The organism is Pseudomonas sp. MH9.3 (genome assembly GCF_034354675.1).
In the GTDB taxonomy this organism is placed as follows: Bacteria; Pseudomonadota; Gammaproteobacteria; order Pseudomonadales; family Pseudomonadaceae; genus Aquipseudomonas.
The window spans coordinates 2,574,780-2,596,996 of record NZ_CP133785.1 but is presented as its reverse complement, the minus strand read 5'-3'; the positions used below and the strand labels follow the sequence as shown (position 1 = coordinate 2,596,996).

12 protein-coding genes are annotated in these 22,217 nt (G+C 58.4%); 5 read left to right on the top strand and 7 right to left on the bottom strand.

Annotated features, from left to right (window positions below; all coding sequences use genetic code 11):
* Positions 1–34: 34 nt before the first annotated feature.
* Entirely contained in the window at positions 35–1,714 is a 1,680-nt protein-coding gene (gene leuA / locus RHM60_RS11265; RefSeq protein WP_322214458.1) for a 2-isopropylmalate synthase, read from the bottom strand.
* A gap of 369 nt (positions 1,715–2,083) precedes the next feature.
* Positions 2,084–6,124: a membrane-targeted effector domain-containing toxin gene (locus tag RHM60_RS11260; protein WP_322214457.1), complete on the bottom strand. Its 4,041-nt coding sequence runs from the start codon at positions 6,122–6,124 to the stop codon at positions 2,084–2,086.
* A gap of 324 nt (positions 6,125–6,448) precedes the next feature.
* On the opposite strand from RHM60_RS11260, the gene RHM60_RS11255 reads away from it, so the two are divergent.
* Positions 6,449–7,611, top strand: a protein-coding gene (locus tag RHM60_RS11255) for an IS3 family transposase (RefSeq protein WP_322212274.1) whose coding sequence is annotated in 2 segments (ribosomal slippage) — positions 6,449–6,701 and positions 6,701–7,611 — 1,164 coding nt in all. Because the reading frame shifts where the segments join, the coding sequence is not laid out codon by codon here.
* Positions 7,612–7,690: 79 nt separating this feature from the next.
* Here RHM60_RS11255 and RHM60_RS11250 read toward each other — a convergent pair.
* The 3 genes from RHM60_RS11250 to xseA form a co-directional block, all read right to left on the bottom strand.
* On the bottom strand, positions 7,691–11,626 hold the full coding sequence (locus RHM60_RS11250; protein WP_322214456.1) for a membrane-targeted effector domain-containing toxin: 3,936 nt from the start codon (positions 11,624–11,626) through the stop codon (positions 7,691–7,693).
* Between the two features lie 369 nt (positions 11,627–11,995).
* Entirely contained in the window at positions 11,996–12,817 is an 822-nt protein-coding gene (locus RHM60_RS11245; RefSeq protein WP_209984533.1) for a M23 family metallopeptidase, read from the bottom strand.
* 3 nt (positions 12,818–12,820) lie between these two features.
* Positions 12,821–14,200 carry an exodeoxyribonuclease VII large subunit gene (gene xseA, locus RHM60_RS11240; protein ID WP_209984530.1) on the bottom strand — a complete coding sequence of 460 codons (1,380 nt, stop codon included), beginning with the start codon at positions 14,198–14,200 and terminating at the stop codon, positions 12,821–12,823.
* Between the two features lie 98 nt (positions 14,201–14,298).
* Between xseA and RHM60_RS11235 the strand changes: the two genes are divergently transcribed.
* The 4 genes from RHM60_RS11235 (at position 14,299) to guaA (ending at position 19,035) form a co-directional block, all read left to right on the top strand.
* Entirely contained in the window at positions 14,299–15,066 is a 768-nt protein-coding gene (locus RHM60_RS11235) for a sulfite exporter TauE/SafE family protein (RefSeq protein WP_322214455.1), read from the top strand.
* A 141-nt stretch (positions 15,067–15,207) separates the two neighbouring features.
* Positions 15,208–15,756, top strand: a complete 549-nt coding sequence (locus RHM60_RS11230) for a sugar ABC transporter ATPase (protein ID WP_322214454.1) — start codon at positions 15,208–15,210, stop codon at positions 15,754–15,756.
* Positions 15,757–15,861: 105 nt separating this feature from the next.
* Entirely contained in the window at positions 15,862–17,331 is a 1,470-nt protein-coding gene (gene guaB, locus RHM60_RS11225) for an IMP dehydrogenase (RefSeq protein ID WP_003238496.1), read from the top strand.
* A 126-nt stretch (positions 17,332–17,457) separates the two neighbouring features.
* On the top strand, positions 17,458–19,035 hold the full coding sequence (gene guaA, locus RHM60_RS11220) for a glutamine-hydrolyzing GMP synthase (RefSeq protein ID WP_003238499.1): 1,578 nt from the start codon (positions 17,458–17,460) through the stop codon (positions 19,033–19,035).
* A gap of 379 nt (positions 19,036–19,414) precedes the next feature.
* Here guaA and RHM60_RS11215 read toward each other — a convergent pair whose 3' ends face one another.
* Together RHM60_RS11215 and RHM60_RS11210 are read right to left on the bottom strand one after the other, a co-directional pair.
* Entirely contained in the window at positions 19,415–20,320 is a 906-nt protein-coding gene (locus RHM60_RS11215) for a PoNe immunity protein domain-containing protein (RefSeq protein WP_322214453.1), read from the bottom strand.
* On the bottom strand, positions 20,317–22,131 hold the full coding sequence (locus RHM60_RS11210; RefSeq protein WP_416195170.1) for a hypothetical protein: 1,815 nt from the start codon (positions 22,129–22,131) through the stop codon (positions 20,317–20,319). The genes RHM60_RS11215 and RHM60_RS11210 overlap by 4 nt, the downstream gene beginning before the upstream one ends.
* Between the last annotated feature and the right edge of the window lie 86 nt (positions 22,132–22,217).

Sequence of the window (22,217 nt, the reverse complement as noted above, 5' to 3'; positions counted from 1 at the left end):
CACCCAGGGGCCTTTTGCATTTCAGCGATAGGCGTTACGCCGCTTTCGCTGCCTGTTGGCTCAGCGAGCGGTTCAACGCACTGAACAACGCCTTGAAGCTGGCGGTGGTGATGTTTTCATCGATCCCCACCCCATGCACCGGACGTTCGCCGTTCACCCGCAGTTCAATGTAAGCCGCCGCCTTGGCATGGGTGCCCGCGCCAATCGCGTGTTCGTTGTAATCCATGATCTCCACACCAATCGGCAGGCCGGCCACCAGGGCTTCCAGTGCGCCGTTGCCTTTGCCTTTCCAGTGCAGGTTGGTTTCGCCCTGGCCCTTGCCCGAGACCTCCACCTCGACATAACTGTTGCCGTTCTCTTCCTGCAGGCGATGGCTGACCAGCGCGTACGGGGTGTTGGCCTGCAGGTATTCCCGTTGCAGCAACGCGTAGATCTGCGGCGCGGTCATCTCCAGGCCCACGCGGTCGGTTTCGGCCTGTACCACCTGGCTGAACTCGATCTGCATGCGGCGCGGCAGGCTGATGTCGTATTCCTGCTCCAGCAGGTAGGCGATACCGCCCTTGCCCGACTGGCTGTTCACGCGGATCACCGCCTCGTAGCTGCGGCCGATATCGGCCGGGTCGATCGGCAGGTACGGCACTTCCCACAAGGCATCGTCTTTCTGCTGGGTAAACCCCTTGCGGATCGCGTCCTGGTGCGAGCCGGAGAACGCGGTGTGCACCAGGTCGCCTACATACGGATGACGTGGGTGCACCTGGATCTGGTTGCACTCCTCGACGACCTTGCGCACGCCGTCGATGTCGGAGAAGTCCAGCTGCGGGTCGAGGCCCTGTGTGTACATGTTCAGGGCTACGGTGACCAGGTCGACGTTGCCGGTGCGCTCACCGTTGCCGAACAGGCAGCCTTCGACACGGTCGGCGCCGGCCATCAGGCCCAGCTCGGTGGCGGCCACGCCGGTGCCACGGTCGTTGTGGGTGTGCAGGCTGATGATCACGCTGTCACGGCGATTGATATGGCGACCGAACCACTCGATCTGGTCGGCATAGATGTTCGGCGTGGCGCACTCGACGGTGGCCGGCAGGTTGAGAATCATCTTGTGCGCGGGCGTCGGGTTCCACACCTCGATCACGGCGTCACAGACTTCCTTGGCGAACTCCAGCTCGGTGGCGCTGAAGGTTTCCGGCGAATATTCGAAGGTCCACTGGGTTTCCGGCTGCTGCGCGGCGTATTTGACGAACAGCTTGGCCGCGTTGACCGCGATGGCCTTGATGCCGTCCTTGTCCTGGTTGAACACGATGCGGCGAAACGACGGCGACGTGGCGTTATACAAGTGCACGATGGCCTTTTTTGCGCCGCGCAGGGATTCGAAGGTGCGTGCGATCAAGTCTTCACGGCCCTGGGTCAGCACCTGGATGGTGGTGTCCTCGGGGATGTGGTTGTCCTCGATCAGGATGCGCACGAAGTCGAAGTCGGTTTGCGAAGCGGCCGGGAACGAGGCTTCGATTTCCTTCACGCCGACGGCCACCAGGGTCTTCCAGAAGCGCAGTTTCTTGGCGGCGTCCATCGGCTCGATCAGCGACTGGTTGCCATCACGCAGGTCGGAACTGCACCAGATCGGCGCGCTGGTGATGGTTTTCGACGGCCAGGTACGATCCGGAATATCGATGGTCGGGAACGCGCGGTATTTCGAAGACGGGTCTTTGAGCATGCTCATCGGGAAATCCTTGGTTGAGGGGCCGAAAAAAGGCGGCCTGCCGTGAAACTGTTATTGGGAATAAAGCTTTGGACGAGGCAGATCGATTCAGCCTGGCAGTCGTGCGCTGACAAGGCACAGGCTGCGGTGCTGGCGGAGCTGAATGAGGGTGTGAGAGGTTTTCATGTGCTCAACCCTAACCGTCGGTGCGGAGGATGGCAAGCAGTCGAAAAAGATTGGCAGAATTTCTTATAAATGGCGTTTTAGTGGTTTTTTATCGCTGCTTTTAATTTTTAAATTTATTTCTATTGCGCAATAAATACAGTCATAGCAATTTTCATTGGTTCGGAAAAAAGGGTGCGACACCTTACAGCGCCGCACCCTTCATGGTCAGGCGGGTCTCAGGTACGCATCAACGTTCTGGAGGATTTGATAATCGCCGACCTGGTCATTCAGGGTAATCCGTCTGGCAGGATCGGGGACCTGTCCGGCTGACTGAACGGCGATACTGGTTCCGCCTGGAGCAGCGTCATACACGCCGATACCAGTGCCTCCGGTGAGCTCAGCTATTCCAGGTACCCCTTGGGTGGTGTTCATGTGTCGTCTGCCAACCACGGCAATCCATTTTTCTCCCATAGGCGTCTGTTTAATTATTTTGCTCGCAAAGTAGTTGAACTCTTTCAAACGGTCGGTGGTGTGCTTGAGGTTGGCGGCATCATCTGATGCGCTGCGGGTTGAGTGCATTGTCAGGTGTTCGTGTTCGAGGCCCCGTACCTTAATTCCGTATTTCTCGGCGGCGGCAAACACATCCTTCCTCGTCAAGATCTTGCGTATATACGCAGAGTTTTTTGGTGGATCAGGTAACAGGTCCATGTCCCCTTCCGTGTACGGGAGGCCGTCCGCCCAGAGCCCTCCTTCCAGATACAAGGTGGTAACGCCGCTTTTTGCGTAGTTTTCCATGTTCTTTATCAACATCAGGTTGCTGGCGATCTGATTATGCTGCTCGCCCAATACCAAGCCGCTTGAAGTGAGCAGTGCTTCACGGGTTAATTCCGAAGGTGATGTGTTGGGTGTCAGGGCTGGCATATCCGGACGGGGTGAGGGCGCCGCGGCGTGCTGGGCGAAGAACTCATTCATTCCGTCTCTGAACCATCGATTGGCTTGGCCTCTGGCGGCAGTGCTCAGGGTAAAGTCGGGCGCGCCGAGCAGAAGGCCGTCGACGTAATTGTAGGGCCATTGGTTGTTCTGCCTGTGTCTCGCGCCACGCCTGCCGCCAGGTAACTGGCTTAAACGCCATTCTCCACTGCCGGTGGAGGTCATCGTCGCGACCTGCCGTCGTGTGACGGGGTCTATGACCCTCACGATAGAGCCTTCGAATGTGTAAACCGGGCTGATTTCATAGAGACGGTTGACGTCAGTACTATCGGTGTACCGGACAAAGCTGCGAGGCCCAGATGGGGAATCGACGAGATAAATACCGTTTCTAGGCGTGAGCGTGCCATTGAGCACCGCGTCGGGAACTGCATATTCGCCGAGGTCTGCACGTGCAGATGTTTGCGCGCCAGGTACCTGCGTGGCTGTGGCGCCGGAGGCGGGCCTGGAAGGACCGGCGATGGCGGGTTTCACCAGTGCAGCAGGGCGAGCGGTGATCGCCAGGCGGGGACTGATCACGGGACGCAACCCTCTTTGCCTGACGATATTCTGGCCGGTCGCCGCGACCGTAAAGTCGGAATAGACAGCTCCCCAGCCATTGGGGTTCTTCAACAGTGCCGGCAGACTTCTGCCTTGCGCGCGAAATGCTTTTATCCCAGCTTTTGTCAGGCGGTTAATGATCGAGAGGCCTTTACCGACCACTGGAACCATGTCCAGCAAGTTCGACGCAACGTCGATACCGAATACCAATTTGTTGTAATTCGAGGCGGCGTTAACCTCGGCAGTGCTGGTGGACGCAGCGTCGGCTTTGGCCATCGACAGCGCTAACTGCTGCTGATACAGGTGATCGAGTAATGGGCCTCTGGTGGGTTTAAGCGATATGCCTATTTCATGGTCGCGTGCGGCTTTGGTCACCAGGTCGAAGGGGACATACTGAGTGAGTTTTGCAATCAGCTCATATTTGTCCAAGGGCGTTGTTCTATTGACGATGTAGCGTTTCCACTCGGGCTTTTCGGTGAGGCTTTTGAGGCTGTCCTGGTCGACAAGCTCACGAAATGTCAGCCCGTCCGGTGCATTCGGTGTGCACAGAACCAGGGAGGGGTGAGACGGGGACTTGATAACGAAAGCCCCTTCAACCGCCTTGCCATCGATGACCAGCGCATAGCTGCGGATCTCATGGCCTTCAACCGTCGGCCACGTGGTCGGGTCGGTGTGATCAAGCGTTGCGCTGACCCAATGGGCGCTGCGTTTTTGCGAAGTGTTATCGGTCAATGTCGCGTGGTAGTTTGCGGGGTCGAGCTGGGCCACAAAGGCTTCCTTTTTCAGGTTGGCCAGTTTGCTTGCGTACCAGGCTTTACGCAGTGCCCCCGCGTTCCCGGATGTGGCGTCAGGTGCCATTTCCTTTGCTAGATGCTCCAGGTATTTGCCGCCCATATCGAGCGGTCTGATCAGCGCTTCAAGTGCTTGAGTATCCAGCATCAGAGGATTGCCTTGCGCGTCCAGCACAGCCTTGCCGGCTGCATCCAAAAGCGTGGCGGTCATGGTTTTTTTGGAGTATTGAGTGCTGCTGCCAGCATCCCATTCGCTAAGATTTTTCAGTGCCAGATCTACCAGCGACAGCGATTGAACTGACTCCCGAGTATGCTCGCCCGTGGCAAATCTACCTGTGTGAATGGCGGTTCGGGAGCGTATGGAGACCTTGATATTAGCGGGGTCTATTCCCTTATCCGGGTAGTGATTTTTGAGCAATTCTTTTAATGCTTGAGTCAATTGCTGCTTGGCAAAGGCTGGCAAGGAAGGGACTTTTTCCAGCAATGGGAACAGTGTTTCGTTAGATTCCTGCTCTGCGGTGTCCAGGTTTGAAAAAAATGCTTTTTGTACAGGTGTCAGGTTTTGCAACCAGTCAGGTTGCAGTTTTTCTTCAAGCTTTTGATTGCGGGCGAGCAGTGCGTTGCTGCCGTCGAACTGAAATGACAGGTCTGCAGCATCCTCTACCGGTCTGGTCACCGTGGGGGCACTTAACAGATAGGGGTGCAAAGCCTCATTCTCCGGTGCCATGACCCGTGTGAGGGCCTCACTGATCTTCGGCGTTTGTTGAAGCATTGTTGTAACAAACCCTTCGACGATCACATCGTCTTTCACAGGTGCCAGGCGCTGGAGCAGGTCATCGCCTTGAGGAGCCTTTGGCGAGGGCTGTTCAGACAGGGTTGCGATTTCATGCTTGAGGTTCAACCTCGCGGCGATAACCTCGAGTGCCTGGGCAGGGGTCTTGAACTCTTCGATACCGTTTTCTGATGTGATCGCTACCACAGGGCCGTTCAGCTCATTGGCGTTGATGTTCCTTGTGCCGTTCGGCCAGACCGGAACGGATGAGGACGAACCATCGCTGGCGGTGATTATGAACGCGCCGGGCAATAGGCTGCCGGTCTCGGTATTGTCATTTATTCTGAGCGGGTACACGCCTGGTCGCGAGCCGGCGCTGATTTCACGTTCACGCGATTCCAGGCTGGGGTGCTGCACGAAGGTATCGACCAGCTGCTTGCCCTGCTGGCTAAGTGTTCCATCCACCACCCGCAGCGCAGCCTGGGTCGAAAGCAGTTCTCTGTGCATCGCCAACAGCATGTTCTGGGGGGACGAAGTTTCGCCAGGTCGGTGTCGGGTCCAGAAGGTCCTGTTGGCCTCTGCAAATCCAACCCCGATGTCGGTGGCAATCGTACGCAGAGAACTCAGGTTTTTGAGTTTTTGCTCGCCAATATAGAAGCCAGACTCAACACCCGGGCTTTCCTCGGGGCCTTCTTGCCCATTGATGACGGGGGCCTGGGTTTCCTGGACTTTTCTGGCAACGGCCGATAGCAGAGGTTCTGTGGACACAAGCCCTTTCTGTCCATCTGCGCTTTTGCGGTAAATCCTGAACTCGATGGATTCGTCATTGAGTGGGCGCTGTTCCGGCAACGCCTGTTCAAGGCGCTGTTTCATAAACGCCTTCAGGGTAGGCTGCTGCGCTTGCAGCATGGTGATTTTTTTATTGAGAGTGTTGTACTGAGTCAGGAGCAATTGTGTATCACTGACTTTGAAGTGTTCGGAAAGTTGAGTGTGTTGCGGCTGGACCGGTTTGATCCCTCCAACATAAGGCTTGTTTACGGCGCCGGGAGGGAGCGGGATGGTGCTGTGCGGCGCCTCAACGACTGAGTCTGTGTGCTCGGCATGGCGGGGGGCTGCGAAACTCAACGTTGGTTGACTGGTGGTGACTGCATCCGAGTCAATCGGGCGTAAGTTCATCAGAAGCTTCCTAAGGCGGGAACTTTAATCCGTAGTGTTCCGAAAAAGCGATTCTCTCCCTTCGCGTCTAGCCTGAGTGATAGTTGCTGTCGGTTCGTTCCTCGAGAGTTTGTAAGAGATGTTGCCAGGCGCGCTTCGTCCGACTTACGCAGTAAACAAAATACGCGCAAGACACGACGATTTCAGGGCCGTCGAGGCGCCCCAAACGTAAGTGCTGCTCATCGGGAAATCCTTGGTTGAGGGGCCGAAAAAAGGCGGCCTGTAGTGGTCTAATGAAACCGGACACCCATTTAGGCGAGAATGCTCGCCAGAACGAGGTGTCAGATGACCAAACAACGCCGTACCTTTTCCCCTGAATTCAAACGCGAGGCTGCCGACCTCGTTCTCAAGCAGGATTACAGCTTCATTGAGGCCAGCCGCTCGCTTGGTGTCGGCGAGTCGGCTTTGCGCCGATGGGTCGACCAGGTGCAGCAAGAACGCATGGGCGTGACCCCGCAGAGCAAAGCGCTGACCCCGGAGCAGCAGAAAATCCAAGAGCTGGAAGCCCGAATTACTCGCCTTGAGCGGGAAAAATCGATCTTAAAAAAGGCCACCGCGCTCTTGATGTCGGAAGATCTCGAGCGTTCGCGCTGATTGACCAGTTGAGCATCCACGAGCCGGTTGATTGGCTGTGCAAGGTGTTTGAAGTGACCCGCTCGTGCTACTACGCTCGGCGTCTCAGGCGCCGCACACCGGATGTAGAACGCCTTCGATTGCGCAGTCGGGTGAGCGAGTTGTTCACCCAAGGCCGCAGTGCTCCCGGTAGCCGTAGCATCATGGCCATGATGCAGGACGACGGCGAGCAGATCGGGCGATTCAAGGTACGCAGCCTGATGCGCGAGCTGGAGTTGGTCAGCAAACAACCGGGATCGCATGCTTACAAAAAGGCGACGGTCGAGCGGCCCGACATCCCTAATATTTTGAACCGAGAGTTTGATGTGCCCGCTCCTGACCACGTCTGGTGTGGCGATATCACTTACATCTGGGCTCAAGGGAAATGGCAGTATCTGGCGGTTGTGCTAGATCTTTTTGCCCGCCGTGTTGTGGGTTGGGCGTTGTCGGGAAAGCCGGATGCCGACTTGGTCATCAAGGCCTTGGACATGGCTTACGAGCAGCGAGGGAAGCCTCAGGGTTTGCTGTTCCACTCCGACCAGGGCTCGCAATATGGAAGCCGGAGTTTTCGCCAGCGCCTTTGGCGATATCGCATGCGTCAAAGCATGAGCCGGCGAGGAAATTGTTGGGATAACGCGCCGATGGAGCGGGTGTTCAGGAGCCTGAAAACCGAGTGGGTACCGACCATGGGCTACGCGACGGTCCAACAAGCTCAGCAGGATATCAGCCATTTTTTGATGCACCGGTACAACTGGATTCGACCGCACCAATTTAATGGTGGGCTGCCACCGGCTCAGGCCGAGAAAAAACTTAACGTCGTGTCCGGGATTAGTTGACCACTACAGCCTGCCGTGAAACTGTTATTGGCAAATGAAAGGGTAGGGCGCCAACGCGCGCCTTCCCGGCCCCTCGGTGTCATGCTCTCAAGTACTTATCAACAGTGTGTTCAATCTGCACGTCCCCTCCCCATAACTCCATTTCCTCAGTGAAGTCGTGGGTATGTGCAGGCACCCTGGTAGTGCTGCCGGCTCCTTTGGCCGCGTCACGTACTGAAACGCCCAACCCGCCTGTAAGCTCCGCGATACCAGGGACGGCGCCTCCGGTATAGTCGTCAACGTAAGTGTTCATATGATTGTTGCCGACCAGCGCTACCCACTTCTCTCCTTTGGGCGTTTTTTCGATCAATTTAGTAGCGAAGTAGTTGAGTTCTTCCAGACGATCAATAGAAGAGTTTTCTCTTTGGAGGTTGGCCTCAAAATCGCGTCTGTGCACGGTCAACTCGGCGTGTTCAAGCCCGATCACCTTGAGGCCATGTTTATCCGCCGCCGCCAGTACATCGGTCATGCTCAGCGCATTGTTGCGGTATTTATCAGTGAGATGGCGCGGGAACAGGTAGTGCGCGTCGTCTGCTGTGTAAGCTGTGCCGGCAAGTGTAGGCGAACGTTCCAGGAAATAAGCGTTCTCCAGATAAAGCGTGGTAACCCCAGCGTTTTTGAAGTGCTCCATATTGGTGACCAAAAAATCCAGGCTCGCGACTTGATCATGGGATTCCCCTATCACCCAGCCGTTGACATCAGGACGGGAAAGCGTGTTTTTAATCAGTTCACTTGCGGCTATGTCGACACTGACGGGCGCTATTGCCGGGCGTGGTGCCGGTTGCCTGGCGAAAAAAGAGTCATAAAATTCATCCATGTCACGCCTGAACCATTCCGTCAGCCTGTTGATGTCGGCCGGATCGTCGAAGTCATTTGCTGCTTCGCCCTTCAATATCCTGTCCATATAATCGTCCAGGGGCAGATCGGTTTCTCCACCTTTCAGTTTATTGAGCCTCCATTCTCCTGTGCCGGTGGATACCAGAGACGCGAATTGTTTTCCGGAAATTGCATCGATAGCTCTGACTGAGCCGCCTTCAAGCTTATAGATCGGGCTGATTTTATAAGCGCGCTCCACGCCAGTACCGTCAGTGAAAGGAATATAGAAGTCGTCGCCGACTTGAAACGTGCCATCCGCTCGTTTTGTTCCATCAAGTACGCTTTGCGGGGCGGCGTGCTGACTGAAGTCCGGCAGGCGCGGCGGCCGTGTCTGGTTGCCGCTGATGGCCACCGTTAGTTTGCCCGCGCCGGCAGACGTTGAGGGCACGTTCAACTGAGCTTGATTTGCAACGGCGCTGTTTGACGGCGCAGGAATTACCCGCGTAGCCCGGCCGGACGGCACTGCCGGGGCGCCTGTGCCAGGCGTCAGGGTTTGCGCCTGTGCGGATGGCTTGAACACGGGACGTGAAATCGGACTAGTGGGAATACGTTGGCCGGTGGCAACGACGGTGAAGTCGGAGAATGCTCTGGACAGATGGCCGGGTTTGCTGAGGGTTTTTCTAAGAGAGTTTCCCGGCATCCGCATTATCTTAATCGCTGCTTTCGTCAGCCTGGAAGCTGTCGAGACCCCTTTGCCAATGACCGGCACCAGGTCCAAAAAGACCCCCGCCAGTTCGATGCCAAACATCACTTTGTTATAACGCGATTCCTTGGCCACCTCGGCATTGCTGACCGAGCTCAAATCGGCGTTCTTGATCAGGATATCCGACACTTGCTGGTACATTGCATCTCGAAGATCCCCCTCAACGGGTCTTAGATAGGCGATTTTCGGTTCAAGCGCTTTCTGGGCGTTTTCCAGGGTGGCGATGATTTTTTTGTTGCGATAGTCTTCAATCGTTTTTTGTAGCGACTCCAGCGGTGTCGAGTTTACGCGCGCGCGCGAGTAGGCTTGCCACTCTGGTTTACTCATCAATGTCTCCAGCTCCTGCTGGCTGGCCAGCGCGCGCCATGCTATGCCGTCAGGCGCATCGGGACTGTACAAGACTCGAGATAAGTGGCTGTGGTCGCTGATCACGGTGACGCCCTGAACTGGAGCGCCGTAGAACGACATCGTGTTGGCGATGATGGTTTTCCCATCGACCTTCGGGCGTGTGGCCGGGTCGGGATGATCAATCACTGCCCTGACCCACTGGGGCGCCAGTGGTTTGCCCGCGCTGTCTGCTTCTGAAGCCGAATAGGCCGTTGGGCTCAATTTTGCCAGATAGGCATGCTTGTTCATGGTGCTGCGCAGGGCGTGTTTCCATGCTGAGCGCAATTTATGCGGCTCACCGTTGCTGGCATCCGGTGCCAATTGCGCGTGGAGCATGTCGAGGTATTTGCCCCCTACATCCGCGTCTTCCACCAATGCCAGGAGTTCTGCGGTTTTCAGCACTATGGGGTTGCCGTCACGGTCCTGCACCGGCTTGCCTTGGGCATCAAGAAGCTTGGCTTGCAGAGTGTCCTGGACGTGCTGGTTGCTGTCGCCTGCGGGAAATGCCGTCGGGTTTTTCAGTGACAGGTCGGTTAACGATACCTCCTTGGTTTTGTAGTCGGCCGGGGTGTACGCTCCGTGTCTGAAGCGTGTATGAATGCGCGACTTCGTCGTAGTCACAACTTTTGTCTTCTGGGCGTCGACGGTCGCCCCAGGGTGTTTTTTTTGCAGGGCCAGGTTCAATTGCTGGTTGGCGAACTGATGCAGCGCGGGGATTTTTTCGAGCATCGGCGCCAGCCTCCCAACGCTCTTTTGCTCTACACGTTCAAGATACTGATAACCCCGGATCTGAACCGGCGTGAGACTTTTTAGCCACTGCGGCTGTTTTTTGTCGGCCAGTCGTTCGTAACGGGCGAGCATTGCGTTGTTGCCATCAAAATGCGCTGACCAGTCTGCCGCTTCATCGATAGCCGCGCCTATATCGGCGTCTTGCAGAGGCGTCGGGTGCAGGATCTGGTTTTCCGGGGACAGCGTCTGCATGAGGGTCGCTTGAACCTCATCGGCCTGGCGCTTCAGCAATTGGGTAAACGCATCGGCAATCACGTCGCCCTCAATGGGGACAAGGCTTGCAATCAGGTCCTGGCCCTTTAAAGGGCTGTGAGTCTTTTGTGCCGACAGAGGCAGACCCTCTACGAGCAGGGTTGCGGCTGTGCCCCGTGCATTCAACCGTTGAGCCAGCGCCTGGAACGCTTGAGCGCTGTTCTCGAAGGGTTCGAGGCCCTCACTTGGCGTGCACAGCACCACAGGCCCATCGTCGTTCCCAGGTGCAGAACCTTCCTTGCTGGTGACTAGCCATGCCCCCGCCAAGCGTGCACCGCTGGCGCTGTTGTCATTGATCAAGAGCGGGTAGACGCCTGGCCTTGATTCTGGCGCGAACGCCTGGCTGCGTTCTTCACGCGTGGGGCACTGGAGTACGGTATCCACCAGGCGTTTGGCTTGCGAACTCAGATAGCCATCCTGTTCGCCCAGTGCCGCCAGGGTTGACAGCTGTTTCTTGTGTAATGACAGCAACTGATCCTGGGGGGCGTCTTTGAGGATTTCTGTTGGATTCGGTTGGGTCCAGAAGTTTTTCACGGTTTCTGGGAACTGGGTCGCAATACGCCTGGCTATTGTGTGCAGTGAATCAGCGGCGGTGACGGACCGGGCGGCTTCGGTCGGCGCCGTCTTGAGCATGAATCGCGATGTGACGCCTGGCTCGTCGATAAAGTTTTTATCCGGGTAGGCGTAGATTTCCTGAATCGCCCGTGTCAGCGCATCCAGAAGCGGTTCTTTGGACACTGCAACGGATATGCTGCCGTCATCGGCCAGTCTGGATCGCTCGAACGACATCGTGGAGGGATCAAAGGATGTGAGCTGGGGAAATGCCTGTTTAATCTGAGCGTTTACGAAGTCTCTGAATGCAGGCTGTTTTTCTTGCAGTCGGGCCATCTTGAGGCTGAGATTGTCGTATTCAGAGGTGAGAAACTCGACGGGTCCGACTTTGAAGTGTCTTGAGAACTCGTTGGACAAGCTCGCTGGCTCTACGGATATTACCGTAGGTTTTATCAGCGCATTAAGACCGTTTCCCGAGTGCCGCGAATCAGGTTCCGAGGGCGGTTGATCTGTCTCTCTTTCGGTTGCAGGACGTGTATCAGCAAGCGTCAGAGCCGGTGCTGGCGCAGGGGGAAGTAACTGGATAGGTTGTGAACTGAGGGACGTAAGCACGGAACATGTCTCCAACTAGCCTGAAAGGATGTGGGTCACGTTCCCTGTAACTTGCTGGATAAGTGAGCTTTCGGCGTGTCGGGGTTCCGCAGTAAATGTAAGAGCATGATGAAGCACTCCGTAGTCTGGAGAACCCTGCTGCTTCAAGGGCTAAAAAAATGTCTCGCAGGCTGACTACGGCTCAAAGGCACCGATAAAGATCGCCGGGTCCACCCGCGCATCGTTGAGGCTGACATTCCAGTGCATATGCGGCCCGGTCGCCCGGCCCGTCGCCCCGACCTTGCCCACTACCGCCCCGCGCACCAGTTGCTGGCCGACTTTCACATCGATCTTCGACATATGGCAGAACATGCTGATAAAGCCCTGACCATGGTCGACGAACACGGTGTTGCCGTTGAAGAAATAGTTGCCCACCAGAATCACCTTGCCATTGGCGGGCGTCTTGATCGGCGTGCCGGCCGGTACGGCGAAGTCCAGGCCCGAATGGGGGTTGCGTTCTTCTCCATTGAAGAAACGGCGCACGCCGAACCGGCTGGACAGCGGCCCGTTGACCGGTTTGTCCAGCACCAGATTGCTCGGCACCGTGGGGCTGAAGCTGCGATAGGCCTTGAGCTGCACCGCCAGTTCACCCTCGATGCGCTTGAGCTGCGCGGGTTCGGGGTTGACCTGGCTTTTGTTTTTCAGGGTGATGCGCTGTTCCGGGTACTTCTTGTAACCCACGATGAACGGCAGGCTGCGCCCACCGCTACTGATGCGCTCGTTGCCCGGCTTGACCGTCAGCGGGATGCCGACAATCGCCAGCCAGTTGTCCTGCTCCTTCACCACCAGCACCGGCTTGCCCTGGTAGCTGGCTTTCGGCGCGGCGGCCGCAGGGCCGAGGTCGACCACCGCAACGCCGCCGGGCACCGGTTTGTTCAGGGTTCGGGTGATGTAGCTGTCGGCGTGGGCGTTGCACGCGAGGCACAACAGCATCAGCAGGCTCAGAAGACGTGGCATCGATCAATCCAGTAGCGAAAGGGTGACAGGGGTGAGGTGGTTGTCTTCCACCCGCACTTGCAATTGGCCTTCACCGAGGCGTGCGGTCAGGCGCTGGCCGGTGTGGGTTTGCGCGGCATTGCGAATGGCTTGGCCGCGCTCGTCCAGAAGAATGCTGTAGCCGCGGCCCAGCGTCGCCAACGGGCTGACCACCTGTAGCGTCTGCACCTGGCTTTGCAACTGCAGACGGCGTGCCTTGAGGCCTTCGCGCATGGCGCGGGGCAGGCGTTCGGCCAGGCTGTCCAGGCGTTGGCGCAGCAGGGCCAGTTGGCGGCCCGGGTGCTGGCCGGCCAGGCGCGTCTCCAGGCGAATCAGGCGCTCGCGGCGGGTATTGAGGCTGCGCTCGAAGGCGCGCCGCAGGCGCATATCGAGGTCATCCAGACGCTGGGCCTGCTGACGCAGGCGTTCGCCGGGATGGCGCAGGCGTCGGGCCATGCCCTCCAGGCGCAGGCGGTCATGGCGCAGGCGGTTGCGCATCAGCATCACCAGGCGACGATGCAGGTTTTCCACCTGACGCACCAGGTGGCTGGCGTCGGGGGCAAGCAATTCGGCTGCGGCGGAGGGGGTAGGGGCGCGCACGTCCGCGACGAAGTCACAGATCGACACGTCGGTTTCATGGCCGACCGCGCTGACGATAGGTGTGACGCACGCGTCCACCGCGCGTGCCACGGCTTCTTCGTTGAAGCACCACAGGTCCTCCAGCGAACCGCCGCCCCGGGCCAGGATCAGCGCGTCAAACCCGCGCGCGTCCGCGCGCTTGAGTGCACGCACAATCTGCGGGATGGCTTCGCGACCTTGCACGGCGGTGGGAATCAGGGTCAGCTCGATGTTCGGCGCCCGGCGGCGGAACACGCTGATAATGTCGCGAATCACCGCGCCGGTGGGTGAACTGATAATGCCGATGCGCCGTGGATGCATCGGCAGCGGCACTTTGCGCTCGGCACTGAACAGGCCTTCGGCGCTGAGCTTTTCCTTCAGCGCATCGAACGCCAGGCGCAACGCGCCGTCGCCGGCCGGCTCCACCGTGTCGAGAATCAACTGGTAGTCGCCACGGCCCTCGAACAGCGAGACCTTGCCGCGCACCTTCACCGCCAGGCCATCCTTCAATGCCTGGCGCACCCGCGCGGCATTGTTGCGAAACAGCGCGCAACGCACCTGCGCGCCGCTGTCCTTGAGGGTGAAGTACACATGGCCGGAGGCCGGGCGGGCGAGGTTGGAGATCTCGCCCTCAACCCAGATGTTGGTGAACACGTCTTCCAGCAACACGCGTGCGCGGCCGTTGAGCTGGCTGACAGTCAGGACTTCGCGGTCCAGGCCCAGGCGGGCAAACGGGTCTTTAATCATGGGCGGCAGTTTATAGGTATTCCCGGGGCAATCACCACGGCCTTGTGCACATGAGCGGCTGCACTATGCTGAGGGGCGGCGATGAGCAAGGAGCCTGCATGACTGCAATCGAACTGTTGAACCACTGGTCTTTTAACGGGATGGACTGGCTGGTCATTGGCCTGGGTGTGGTGCTGGCCTACGTCGTGTTCGGCATCGCCGGGTTCGGCACGGCGCTGATCGCGGGGCCGATTCTGCTGCTGTTCATGCCGTTGTCGAAGATCATCCCGCTGCTGGTGCTGCTGGATTTTGTCGCCGCGTTCGGCGGCCTGCTGCACACCCGGCGCGAGGTGAACAAGGCGGAGCTGTTGCGGCTGCTGCCGTGCATGGCTATTGGTTGCACACTGGGTGTGGTGTTTTTGCTCAACCTGCATTCGGATTTATTGCTGCTGTTGATGGGGCTGTTCATCAGCGCCTACGCGATTTACAGCCTCCTGGTAAAGGCGCGTCCGACACAACTGGCGGCGGGCTGGTCGGTGCCTATGGGCACTGTCGGTGGGCTGTTCGGCGCGTTGTTCGGCAGTGGCGGCTTTTTATATGCCATCTACCTGAACAGCCGGCTGCCCAAGGAACAGGCGCGGGCCACTCAACGTGCGCTGATCAGCGCGAGTACGCTGGTGCGCTTGAGTCTGTTTCTGCTGGCCGGGGTCTATGCGGATTGGCCACTGTTGCTGTTGGCGCTGTGCCTGTTGCCCGCGATGGGATTGGGGCTGTGGTTCGGGCGCCGATTGACCATGCGCCTGTCCCGCGAGGCGTTTGTGAGGGGGGTGACGTGGCTGGTGCTGGCGAGCGGCCTTGCGTTGATCGGACGGTATTTGAGCACTTGACCTGTGTGGGGCAGGGATTAAGCTGCCTGCCTTCAGGGCCTCATCGGGAGCAAGCCCCTCCCGCATTTGAATGCATTTACCGATCAACAGGTGGAGGGGGCTTGCTCCCGATGGCGCCAGCCGCCACACCGCAGGACTCCAATGAACTCCCAAAGCATCCTTGTCCCGAAAATCTCCACCTTGCCCGTCCACGAACCCCGCGCACGGGCGATCGTGCGCTGGCTGGTGCGCAAGAACATCATCAAGGAAGAACTCACCACCTGTGGCCGCACCGGCAACCGCATGGCTTACGGCCTGGCCGACGGCGCCCGCGCCGTGGTGCTGCACCCCGAAGCGCTGCCGTTCAACGAGCCGATCAACGGGCTGGAGATCATCTACAAACGCTGTATCTATACCCCGGCCAAGGGCTTTCTCGAAGAAGCCGGTTGCCCGCAATGCCTCAAGGAGATCGGCGAGGCGCTGTTCGAGAGCCTGGAAGACTGGATGCCCGGCCACACCGACAACTTCACCTGCCCGCTGTGTGGGCATGAAGATGACATCAACGGCTTTCTGTTCCTGCAGGCATGCGGGTTTTCCAACCTGGGTTTCATCTTCAACAACTGGGCGGAGGCGGGGTTCAAACAGAGCTTTATCGATGAGTTCGCCGATTGGCTGGACCAGAAGATCGCCTGGGTCAGGGTCGAGCTGTAACCCCTCCTATCCGTATTCCCAAATATGTCAGAGTTTTACATTGAGACCTGAGGGGTGTCTGAGTATAATGGCGCGCTTCCATTTTCCCGCTCGGGAGCCCCCGCGATGCTGCGTATCAGCCAAGAAGCTCTGACATTCGACGACATTCTCCTAGTGCCCGGTTATTCCGAGGTGCTTCCTAACGAAGTCAGTCTCAAGACCCGCCTTACCCGTGGCATCGAGCTGAATATTCCCCTGGTTTCCGCTGCCATGGACACCGTCACCGAAGCCCGTCTGGCCATTGCCATGGCCCAGGAAGGCGGCATCGGCATCATCCACAAGAACATGACCATCGAGCAGCAGGCTGCCGAAGTGCGCAAGGTCAAGCGTTACGAAGCCGGCGTGGTGAAAGATCCGATCACCATCGAAGCTGACGCCACCGTGCGTGACCTGTTCGACCTCACCCGCATGCACAACATCTCCGGCGTTCCGGTGCTGCACGATGGCGACCTGGTCGGCATCGTCACCTCCCGTGACGTGCGTTTCGAGAACCGTCTTGAAGTCACCGTCCGTGAAGTGATGACGCCTAAAGAGCGCCTCGTCACCGTCAAGGAAGGCGCCGACAAGAACGATGTGCGCGAGCTGCTGCACAAGCACCGCATCGAGCGCGTGCTGATCGTCGACGACAAGTTCGCCCTCAAGGGCATGATGACCGTCAACGACATCGAAAAAGCCAAGGCTTACCCGCTGGCCAGCAAGGATGACCAGGGTCGTCTGCGTGTTGGCGCGGCGGTCGGTACCGGTAAAGACACCGGCGACCGCGTCTCGGCCCTCGTGGCTGCCGGCGTTGACGTGGTGGTGGTCGACACCGCCCACGGTCACTCCAAAGGCGTGATCGACCGCGTGCGCTGGGTCAAGCAGAACTTCCCTGACGTGCAGGTGATCGGCGGCAACATCGCCACCGGCGCTGCGGCCAAGGCCCTGGCCGAAGCCGGCGCCGACGCGGTCAAGGTCGGTATCGGCCCTGGTTCGATCTGCACCACGCGGATCGTCGCCGGTGTGGGCGTGCCGCAGATCAGCGCCATCGCTAACGTCGCCGCAGCCCTCGAAGGCACCGGCGTGCCGTTGATCGCCGACGGCGGCATCCGCTTCTCCGGTGACCTGTCCAAGGCCATCGTGGCCGGTGCGTCCTGTGTGATGATGGGCTCGATGTTCGCCGGCACCGAAGAGGCCCCGGGCGAGGTTGAGCTGTTCCAGGGCCGTTCCTACAAGGCTTACCGCGGCATGGGCTCGCTGGGCGCCATGTCCCAGGCGCAGGGCTCGTCCGACCGCTACTTCCAGGACTCCTCGGCAGGCGCCGAGAAACTCGTCCCGGAAGGCATCGAAGGCCGTGTGCCTTACAAGGGCAGCTTGAGTGCGATCATCCATCAACTGATGGGCGGCCTGCGTTCCTCGATGGGCTACACCGGCAGCGCCGACATCGAAGAAATGCGCACCAAGCCAGAGTTCGTACGGATCACCGGCGCCGGCATGGCTGAGTCCCATGTCCACGACGTGCAGATCACCAAGGAAGCGCCGAACTATCGGGTCGGCTGATGCCGACAGCTAAAAGCCACAAGTTATAAGCTGCAAGCGGGGCTGTGTTGATGCAGCTTCCGCGCAGCCCCCGATTACTTGCAGCTTGCAGCTTGAAGCTTGCAACTGCTCTTCAGAGTTTCTCCTATGGCCCTCGACATTCACGCCCACCGCATCCTGATCCTCGACTTCGGTTCCCAGTACACCCAACTGATCGCCCGCCGCGTGCGTGAAATCGGCGTGTACTGCGAATTGCACCCGTTCGACATGGATGACGACGCGATCCGCGCCTTCGCGCCCAAAGGCGTCATCCTCGCCGGTGGCCCCGAGTCCGTGCACGAAGCCGACAGCCCGCGCTGCCCGCAAGCGGTATTCGACCTGGGCGTGCCGGTTTTCGGGATCTGCTACGGCATGCAGACCATGGCCGAGCAGTTGGGCGGCAAGGTGGCAGGGTCCGAGCTGCGTGAATTCGGTTATGCCCGCGTCGACGTGGTCGGCAAGAGCCGCCTGCTGGACGGCATCGAAGACCACATCGACGCCGATGGCCTGTTCGGCCTCGATGTATGGATGAGCCACGGTGACAAGGTCACCAAACTGCCGGAAGACTTCCATATCCTGGCCAGCACCCCGAGTTGCCCGATTGCCGGCATGTTCAACGACGAGCGCGGCTACTACGGCGTGCAGTTCCACCCGGAAGTAACCCACACCAAGCAGGGTGGGCGCATCCTGTCGCGCTTCATCCTCGACATCTGCCAGTGCGAAGCCCTGTGGACCCCTTCCAAGATCGCTGAAGACGCCATCGCCAGCGTGCGCGCCCAGGTCGGCACCGACAACGTGCTGCTCGGCCTGTCCGGTGGCGTCGACTCCTCCGTGGTTGCCGCACTGCTGCACAAGGCCATCGGCGACCAACTGACCTGCGTGTTCGTCGACAACGGCCTGCTGCGCCTGCACGAAGGCGAGCAAGTGATGGCCATGTTCGCCGAGAACATGGGCGTCAAAGTGATTCGCGCCAACGCCGAGGACCAGTTCCTCGACAACCTGGCTGGCGAGTCCGACCCGGAGAAGAAGCGCAAGATCATCGGCCGCACCTTCATCGACGTCTTCGATGCCCAGGCCAAACACCTGGACAACATCAAATACCTCGCCCAGGGCACCATCTATCCTGACGTGATCGAGTCTGCTGGCGCCAAGAGCGGCAAGGCCCACGTGATCAAGTCCCACCACAACGTGGGTGGCCTGCCCGAGGAAATGAACCTCAAGCTGGTCGAGCCGCTGCGCGAACTGTTCAAGGACGAAGTCCGCCGCCTCGGCCTGGAACTCGGCCTGCCGTACGACATGGTCTACCGCCACCCATTCCCAGGCCCGGGCCTGGGCGTGCGTATCCTGGGTGAAGTGAAAAAGGAATACGCCGACCTGCTGCGTCGCGCCGACCACATCTTCATCGAAGAACTGCGCAAGGCTGACTGGTATCACAAGGTGAGCCAGGCATTCGTGGTGTTCCAACCGGTGAAATCGGTGGGCGTGGTCGGTGATGGCCGTCGTTATGCGTGGGTTGTGGCACTGCGTGCAGTGGAGACGATCGACTTCATGACCGCGCGTTGGGCACACCTGCCGTATGAGCTGCTGGAGACGGTCAGTGGGCGGATCATCAATGAGATCGAAGGTATCTCGCGCGTGACGTATGACGTGTCGAGCAAGCCGCCGGCGACGATTGAGTGGGAGTGAGCCCACAGTGAGGCATGAAAAAACCGGCTTTTGCCGGTTTTTTCATGCCCGCGATAAGGGCCTATTCTTGCTGATTAAAGAGTCGCATTATGTGGATGGTCCTGGCTTTTGTGCTCGTCGCGGCCATTCCCGTGAGCTTGGTGGGCGTGATCTCTGTGCTCAACACCCGGTCCGAAGCTGTCAACCAGTCCATGGATGGCAGCACCCCACTGGGGAAGTCGACCAGTTGCTCAGCGCCCTCGGCGGCAAGACCCAGCAAGTATCAAAGAAGATGGAAAGCTGCGTGGACCTGTCACGTGCCATCGCCGGCATCGACGTTGGCACTTCTCGGCAGGTGCGTGCCTTGCGATAGCCGTGTCTTGCTTGATCACACTGGCGCTTATCTATCACTGGACCGGGTGAAAATTCGGGCCCAAAAGCCGGCTTTCTTTTCTGAAACCAAGGGTGGATGTGGCTCTATTGCCTCTCTTGCCGCATGAGTGCTTGGGCCAGCGGGTCTCAAAAGGTCTCCCGGATAATGCTCTTGACCTAGACAGGGCGAGTCATCAATTCCGAAAGCTTTTACTGCGGCCACTGCTTCTACACACCAACGACCAAAATAAGCCCCGCCTTCAAAATTTTGGTCGCCATAGGTATACCAATAAGGGTGCCGATAGCTGACCGCCTGCGGGTCTGATCCGGATTTGGCGCCGGTACGCACTTCCTGATACCAGTGCTCAACAAAGGCTTTGAGCAGCGATGCCTGAGCGTCTGCAGGTGCATCCACGGCCTTCAACAAACGACCATAGGGCTTGGGATAGAGAAGTACGGTTCCTGTCTTGCGGTCTGGACTGCGGCTGGCAATGATCCGATCAAGAAGTACGTCTTCGCCATCATTGCCGATCAAGACCAGCAAGCGATGCCATTGCTCGTCTGGAATGTCGAGTGCGAGTGCCAAGCCGACCAGCCAGAAGCAAATGATGTAGTGGTCATAGTTGACGCGCCAGTGGTGACGGGTGAATTGCTGCTCCGTAGTCCACACTGCTGCTCCGAGACGCTCAGCTTCTTCCCACGCCTCTAACAGACCGGGGAAGTAATGCGCCAAGTCAGTTACTGAGTATCCGGCTGAGTATTTGCGCAGGATCTGATGCCAGTGTTTTTGGGCAAGCTTATACGCGTATTGAGGCGCGTAGTCAGGATCACCAGCGGGCTCCTTGAGAGTCCGTTGAGAACTTTTGATGTAGTCGTCATTATCATTGACTACTCGGCTCCAGTAGCTGATATCGCCAAGAGGGGCGCGTATCATTTATCTGCTCCTATAAGCTTAGAAGTTTTTATGGGGTCTACAACAAATTTTCCACTCTTGTCTAGAACCCCCACTGTCACATTACCAAACGGGTCAGTATGAACTAGCCATTTTTCAACACGGCCAGCTCGCAAAGCATTGTCTATATTTTCTGCCGCTTGGGCATTATCTCCCACAGACTCAAGTATACGGTCATAGTTAGTCTTTGTGCCCTGCAACCAATCATCACTCATCTGCAGCCCATCTCGGGTGGGCTTCAGCTTGGACGAGCCAAATTTGTACTCAACAATCAGGTAGTCGACACCAGGCTTATCTACCTTGTACAAATCGTCAATGCCTGTCTGGCCAATATCGGGAGCCCGGCCAATTTTTTCAGCGCCGGGCACCAACGTCTTGATTTGCTCTCCACCCATGATGTCCCCGACGATGCTCTTCTGCGCGTTGGTCATGGCGCGGAAGTCCATCAGCGGGGTGCCGTTAGGGTTGAACTGCCCGCCGCGTGCTACAAGCTTGTCGAATTTGGCGAGGCTCGCCACCTCAGCCATCTTTTCAAGCTGCTGCGCTCCAACCTTGATCCCTGCCTTGGCCAGCGCCACGCCACCTTTCGCAGCCCCGCCGACGCCCGTTGCAATGCTGCCGACCTGCCAGGCGATTTCGCCGATGGCCTTGCCCAAGGCTTCGGCGTTTTCGTCGCCGCCGACTTCCAGCGCGGTCTTGATCGTTTCTATCTTGACGTTGAGTTCGTTGACGACGCTGTCGCCAAACTGCTTTCTGGCCTCCGGGTTATTAATCAGTTGGCCAAGGCCGGTAAGCCCTTCGATGGGATGCGCAACAAATTCGGCGAGGCCCGTGACGTCATTCCAGCCTGACTGGGCCAACCCCTTGCCGATGCCGAACTGGGTCAGAACATCCTGCCTGCCGCTGATGTACGACCATTTGGCAACGACTTTGCCGGCGGCAATCAGGCCTTTTGCTTCGTCATACTCCTTCTTGAACTGCACGATCTGCTGAGTCGCCAGCCAGTTGTTATCCACCGCCGCACCCGCCGCGGTATTGGCGGTGGTCGGGTCGATGGAGGCGCTGGTTGCTGCCAGGCCGGTTACCAGGCTGACGATCAGGTTGCGCTTGGCTTCGCGTTGTTCTTCGCTTTCGTCGGGGCTGGTTTGTGAGAACAGGCCGGTGAGCAGGCTTGATGCCGCCGCGCCTGCCGCGCCGCTGCCGCAACTTTGACTGCTGGCGGCGGCGCTGGCGCAGGCGACGATGCCGCTGCGTGTCACGCTGCTTGCCTTGTCGCTGGCGCTGATGGCGATCGGCATATTGGCGCCGATGTTGTTCTCGTTTTTGGCCAGGTCGGTGCCCGGGTTAACCTTGCCGCCAGTCTGCGCGTTGCCCTTTTGGTCCTTGCCGACTTCGTTGTAGCCGCCCAGGCTGACGGTATTGGCGTCGTAATCCGCCTTGTTCTTGATGTCGCGGTTGGTGAGGCTGGATGTGACCAGGCTGTTTTTGCCGTCCTGCACGGCCTTGTCGCTGCTGGCGATCACGGCGCCGACCAAATCGGTGTTGCCCCGCACGTTGATGTCGAAACCGTCATCACCGGCCTTGATGCCCGATTGTTCGGTGACGCTGGCATAGTTGGAGTCGATGTTGGTTGCGCCAAAGTTTGCGCTGGCACCGCTTATCGAGCTCATGCCGTAGCAGAACGGTGGAATACAAAGACTGATGCCGATGCCCAGGCTCTTTTCATCGACTTTGTACGTGTTGGTGTCTTGCAGGCTTTCGATATTCAGATCGCCGCCGACATCGGCGATCACCTTCTTGCCACTCGCCACCGCGCCTTTGATCTGGGTATCGAGTTAAAAGCGGGAAAAGTCTGATTATCTGATCGGGCGAGCTTTTT

What these genes read in the sequence shown, in the direction of transcription:
- guaB (WP_003238496.1), top strand. Translation starts at nt 15,862, where the DNA reads ATGCTGCGTATCAGCCAAGAAGCTCTGACATTCGACGACATTCTCCTA.
- leuA (WP_322214458.1), bottom strand. Translation starts at nt 1,714, where the DNA reads ATGAGCATGCTCAAAGACCCGTCTTCGAAATACCGCGCGTTCCCGACC.
- RHM60_RS11260 (WP_322214457.1), bottom strand. Translation starts at nt 6,124, where the DNA reads ATGAACTTACGCCCGATTGACTCGGATGCAGTCACCACCAGTCAACCA.
- RHM60_RS11230 (WP_322214454.1), top strand. Translation starts at nt 15,208, where the DNA reads ATGAACTCCCAAAGCATCCTTGTCCCGAAAATCTCCACCTTGCCCGTC.
- RHM60_RS11245 (WP_209984533.1), bottom strand. Translation starts at nt 12,817, where the DNA reads ATGCCACGTCTTCTGAGCCTGCTGATGCTGTTGTGCCTCGCGTGCAAC.
- xseA (WP_209984530.1), bottom strand. Translation starts at nt 14,200, where the DNA reads ATGATTAAAGACCCGTTTGCCCGCCTGGGCCTGGACCGCGAAGTCCTG.
- RHM60_RS11235 (WP_322214455.1), top strand. Translation starts at nt 14,299, where the DNA reads ATGACTGCAATCGAACTGTTGAACCACTGGTCTTTTAACGGGATGGAC.
- guaA (WP_003238499.1), top strand. Translation starts at nt 17,458, where the DNA reads ATGGCCCTCGACATTCACGCCCACCGCATCCTGATCCTCGACTTCGGT.
- RHM60_RS11215 (WP_322214453.1), bottom strand. Translation starts at nt 20,320, where the DNA reads ATGATACGCGCCCCTCTTGGCGATATCAGCTACTGGAGCCGAGTAGTC.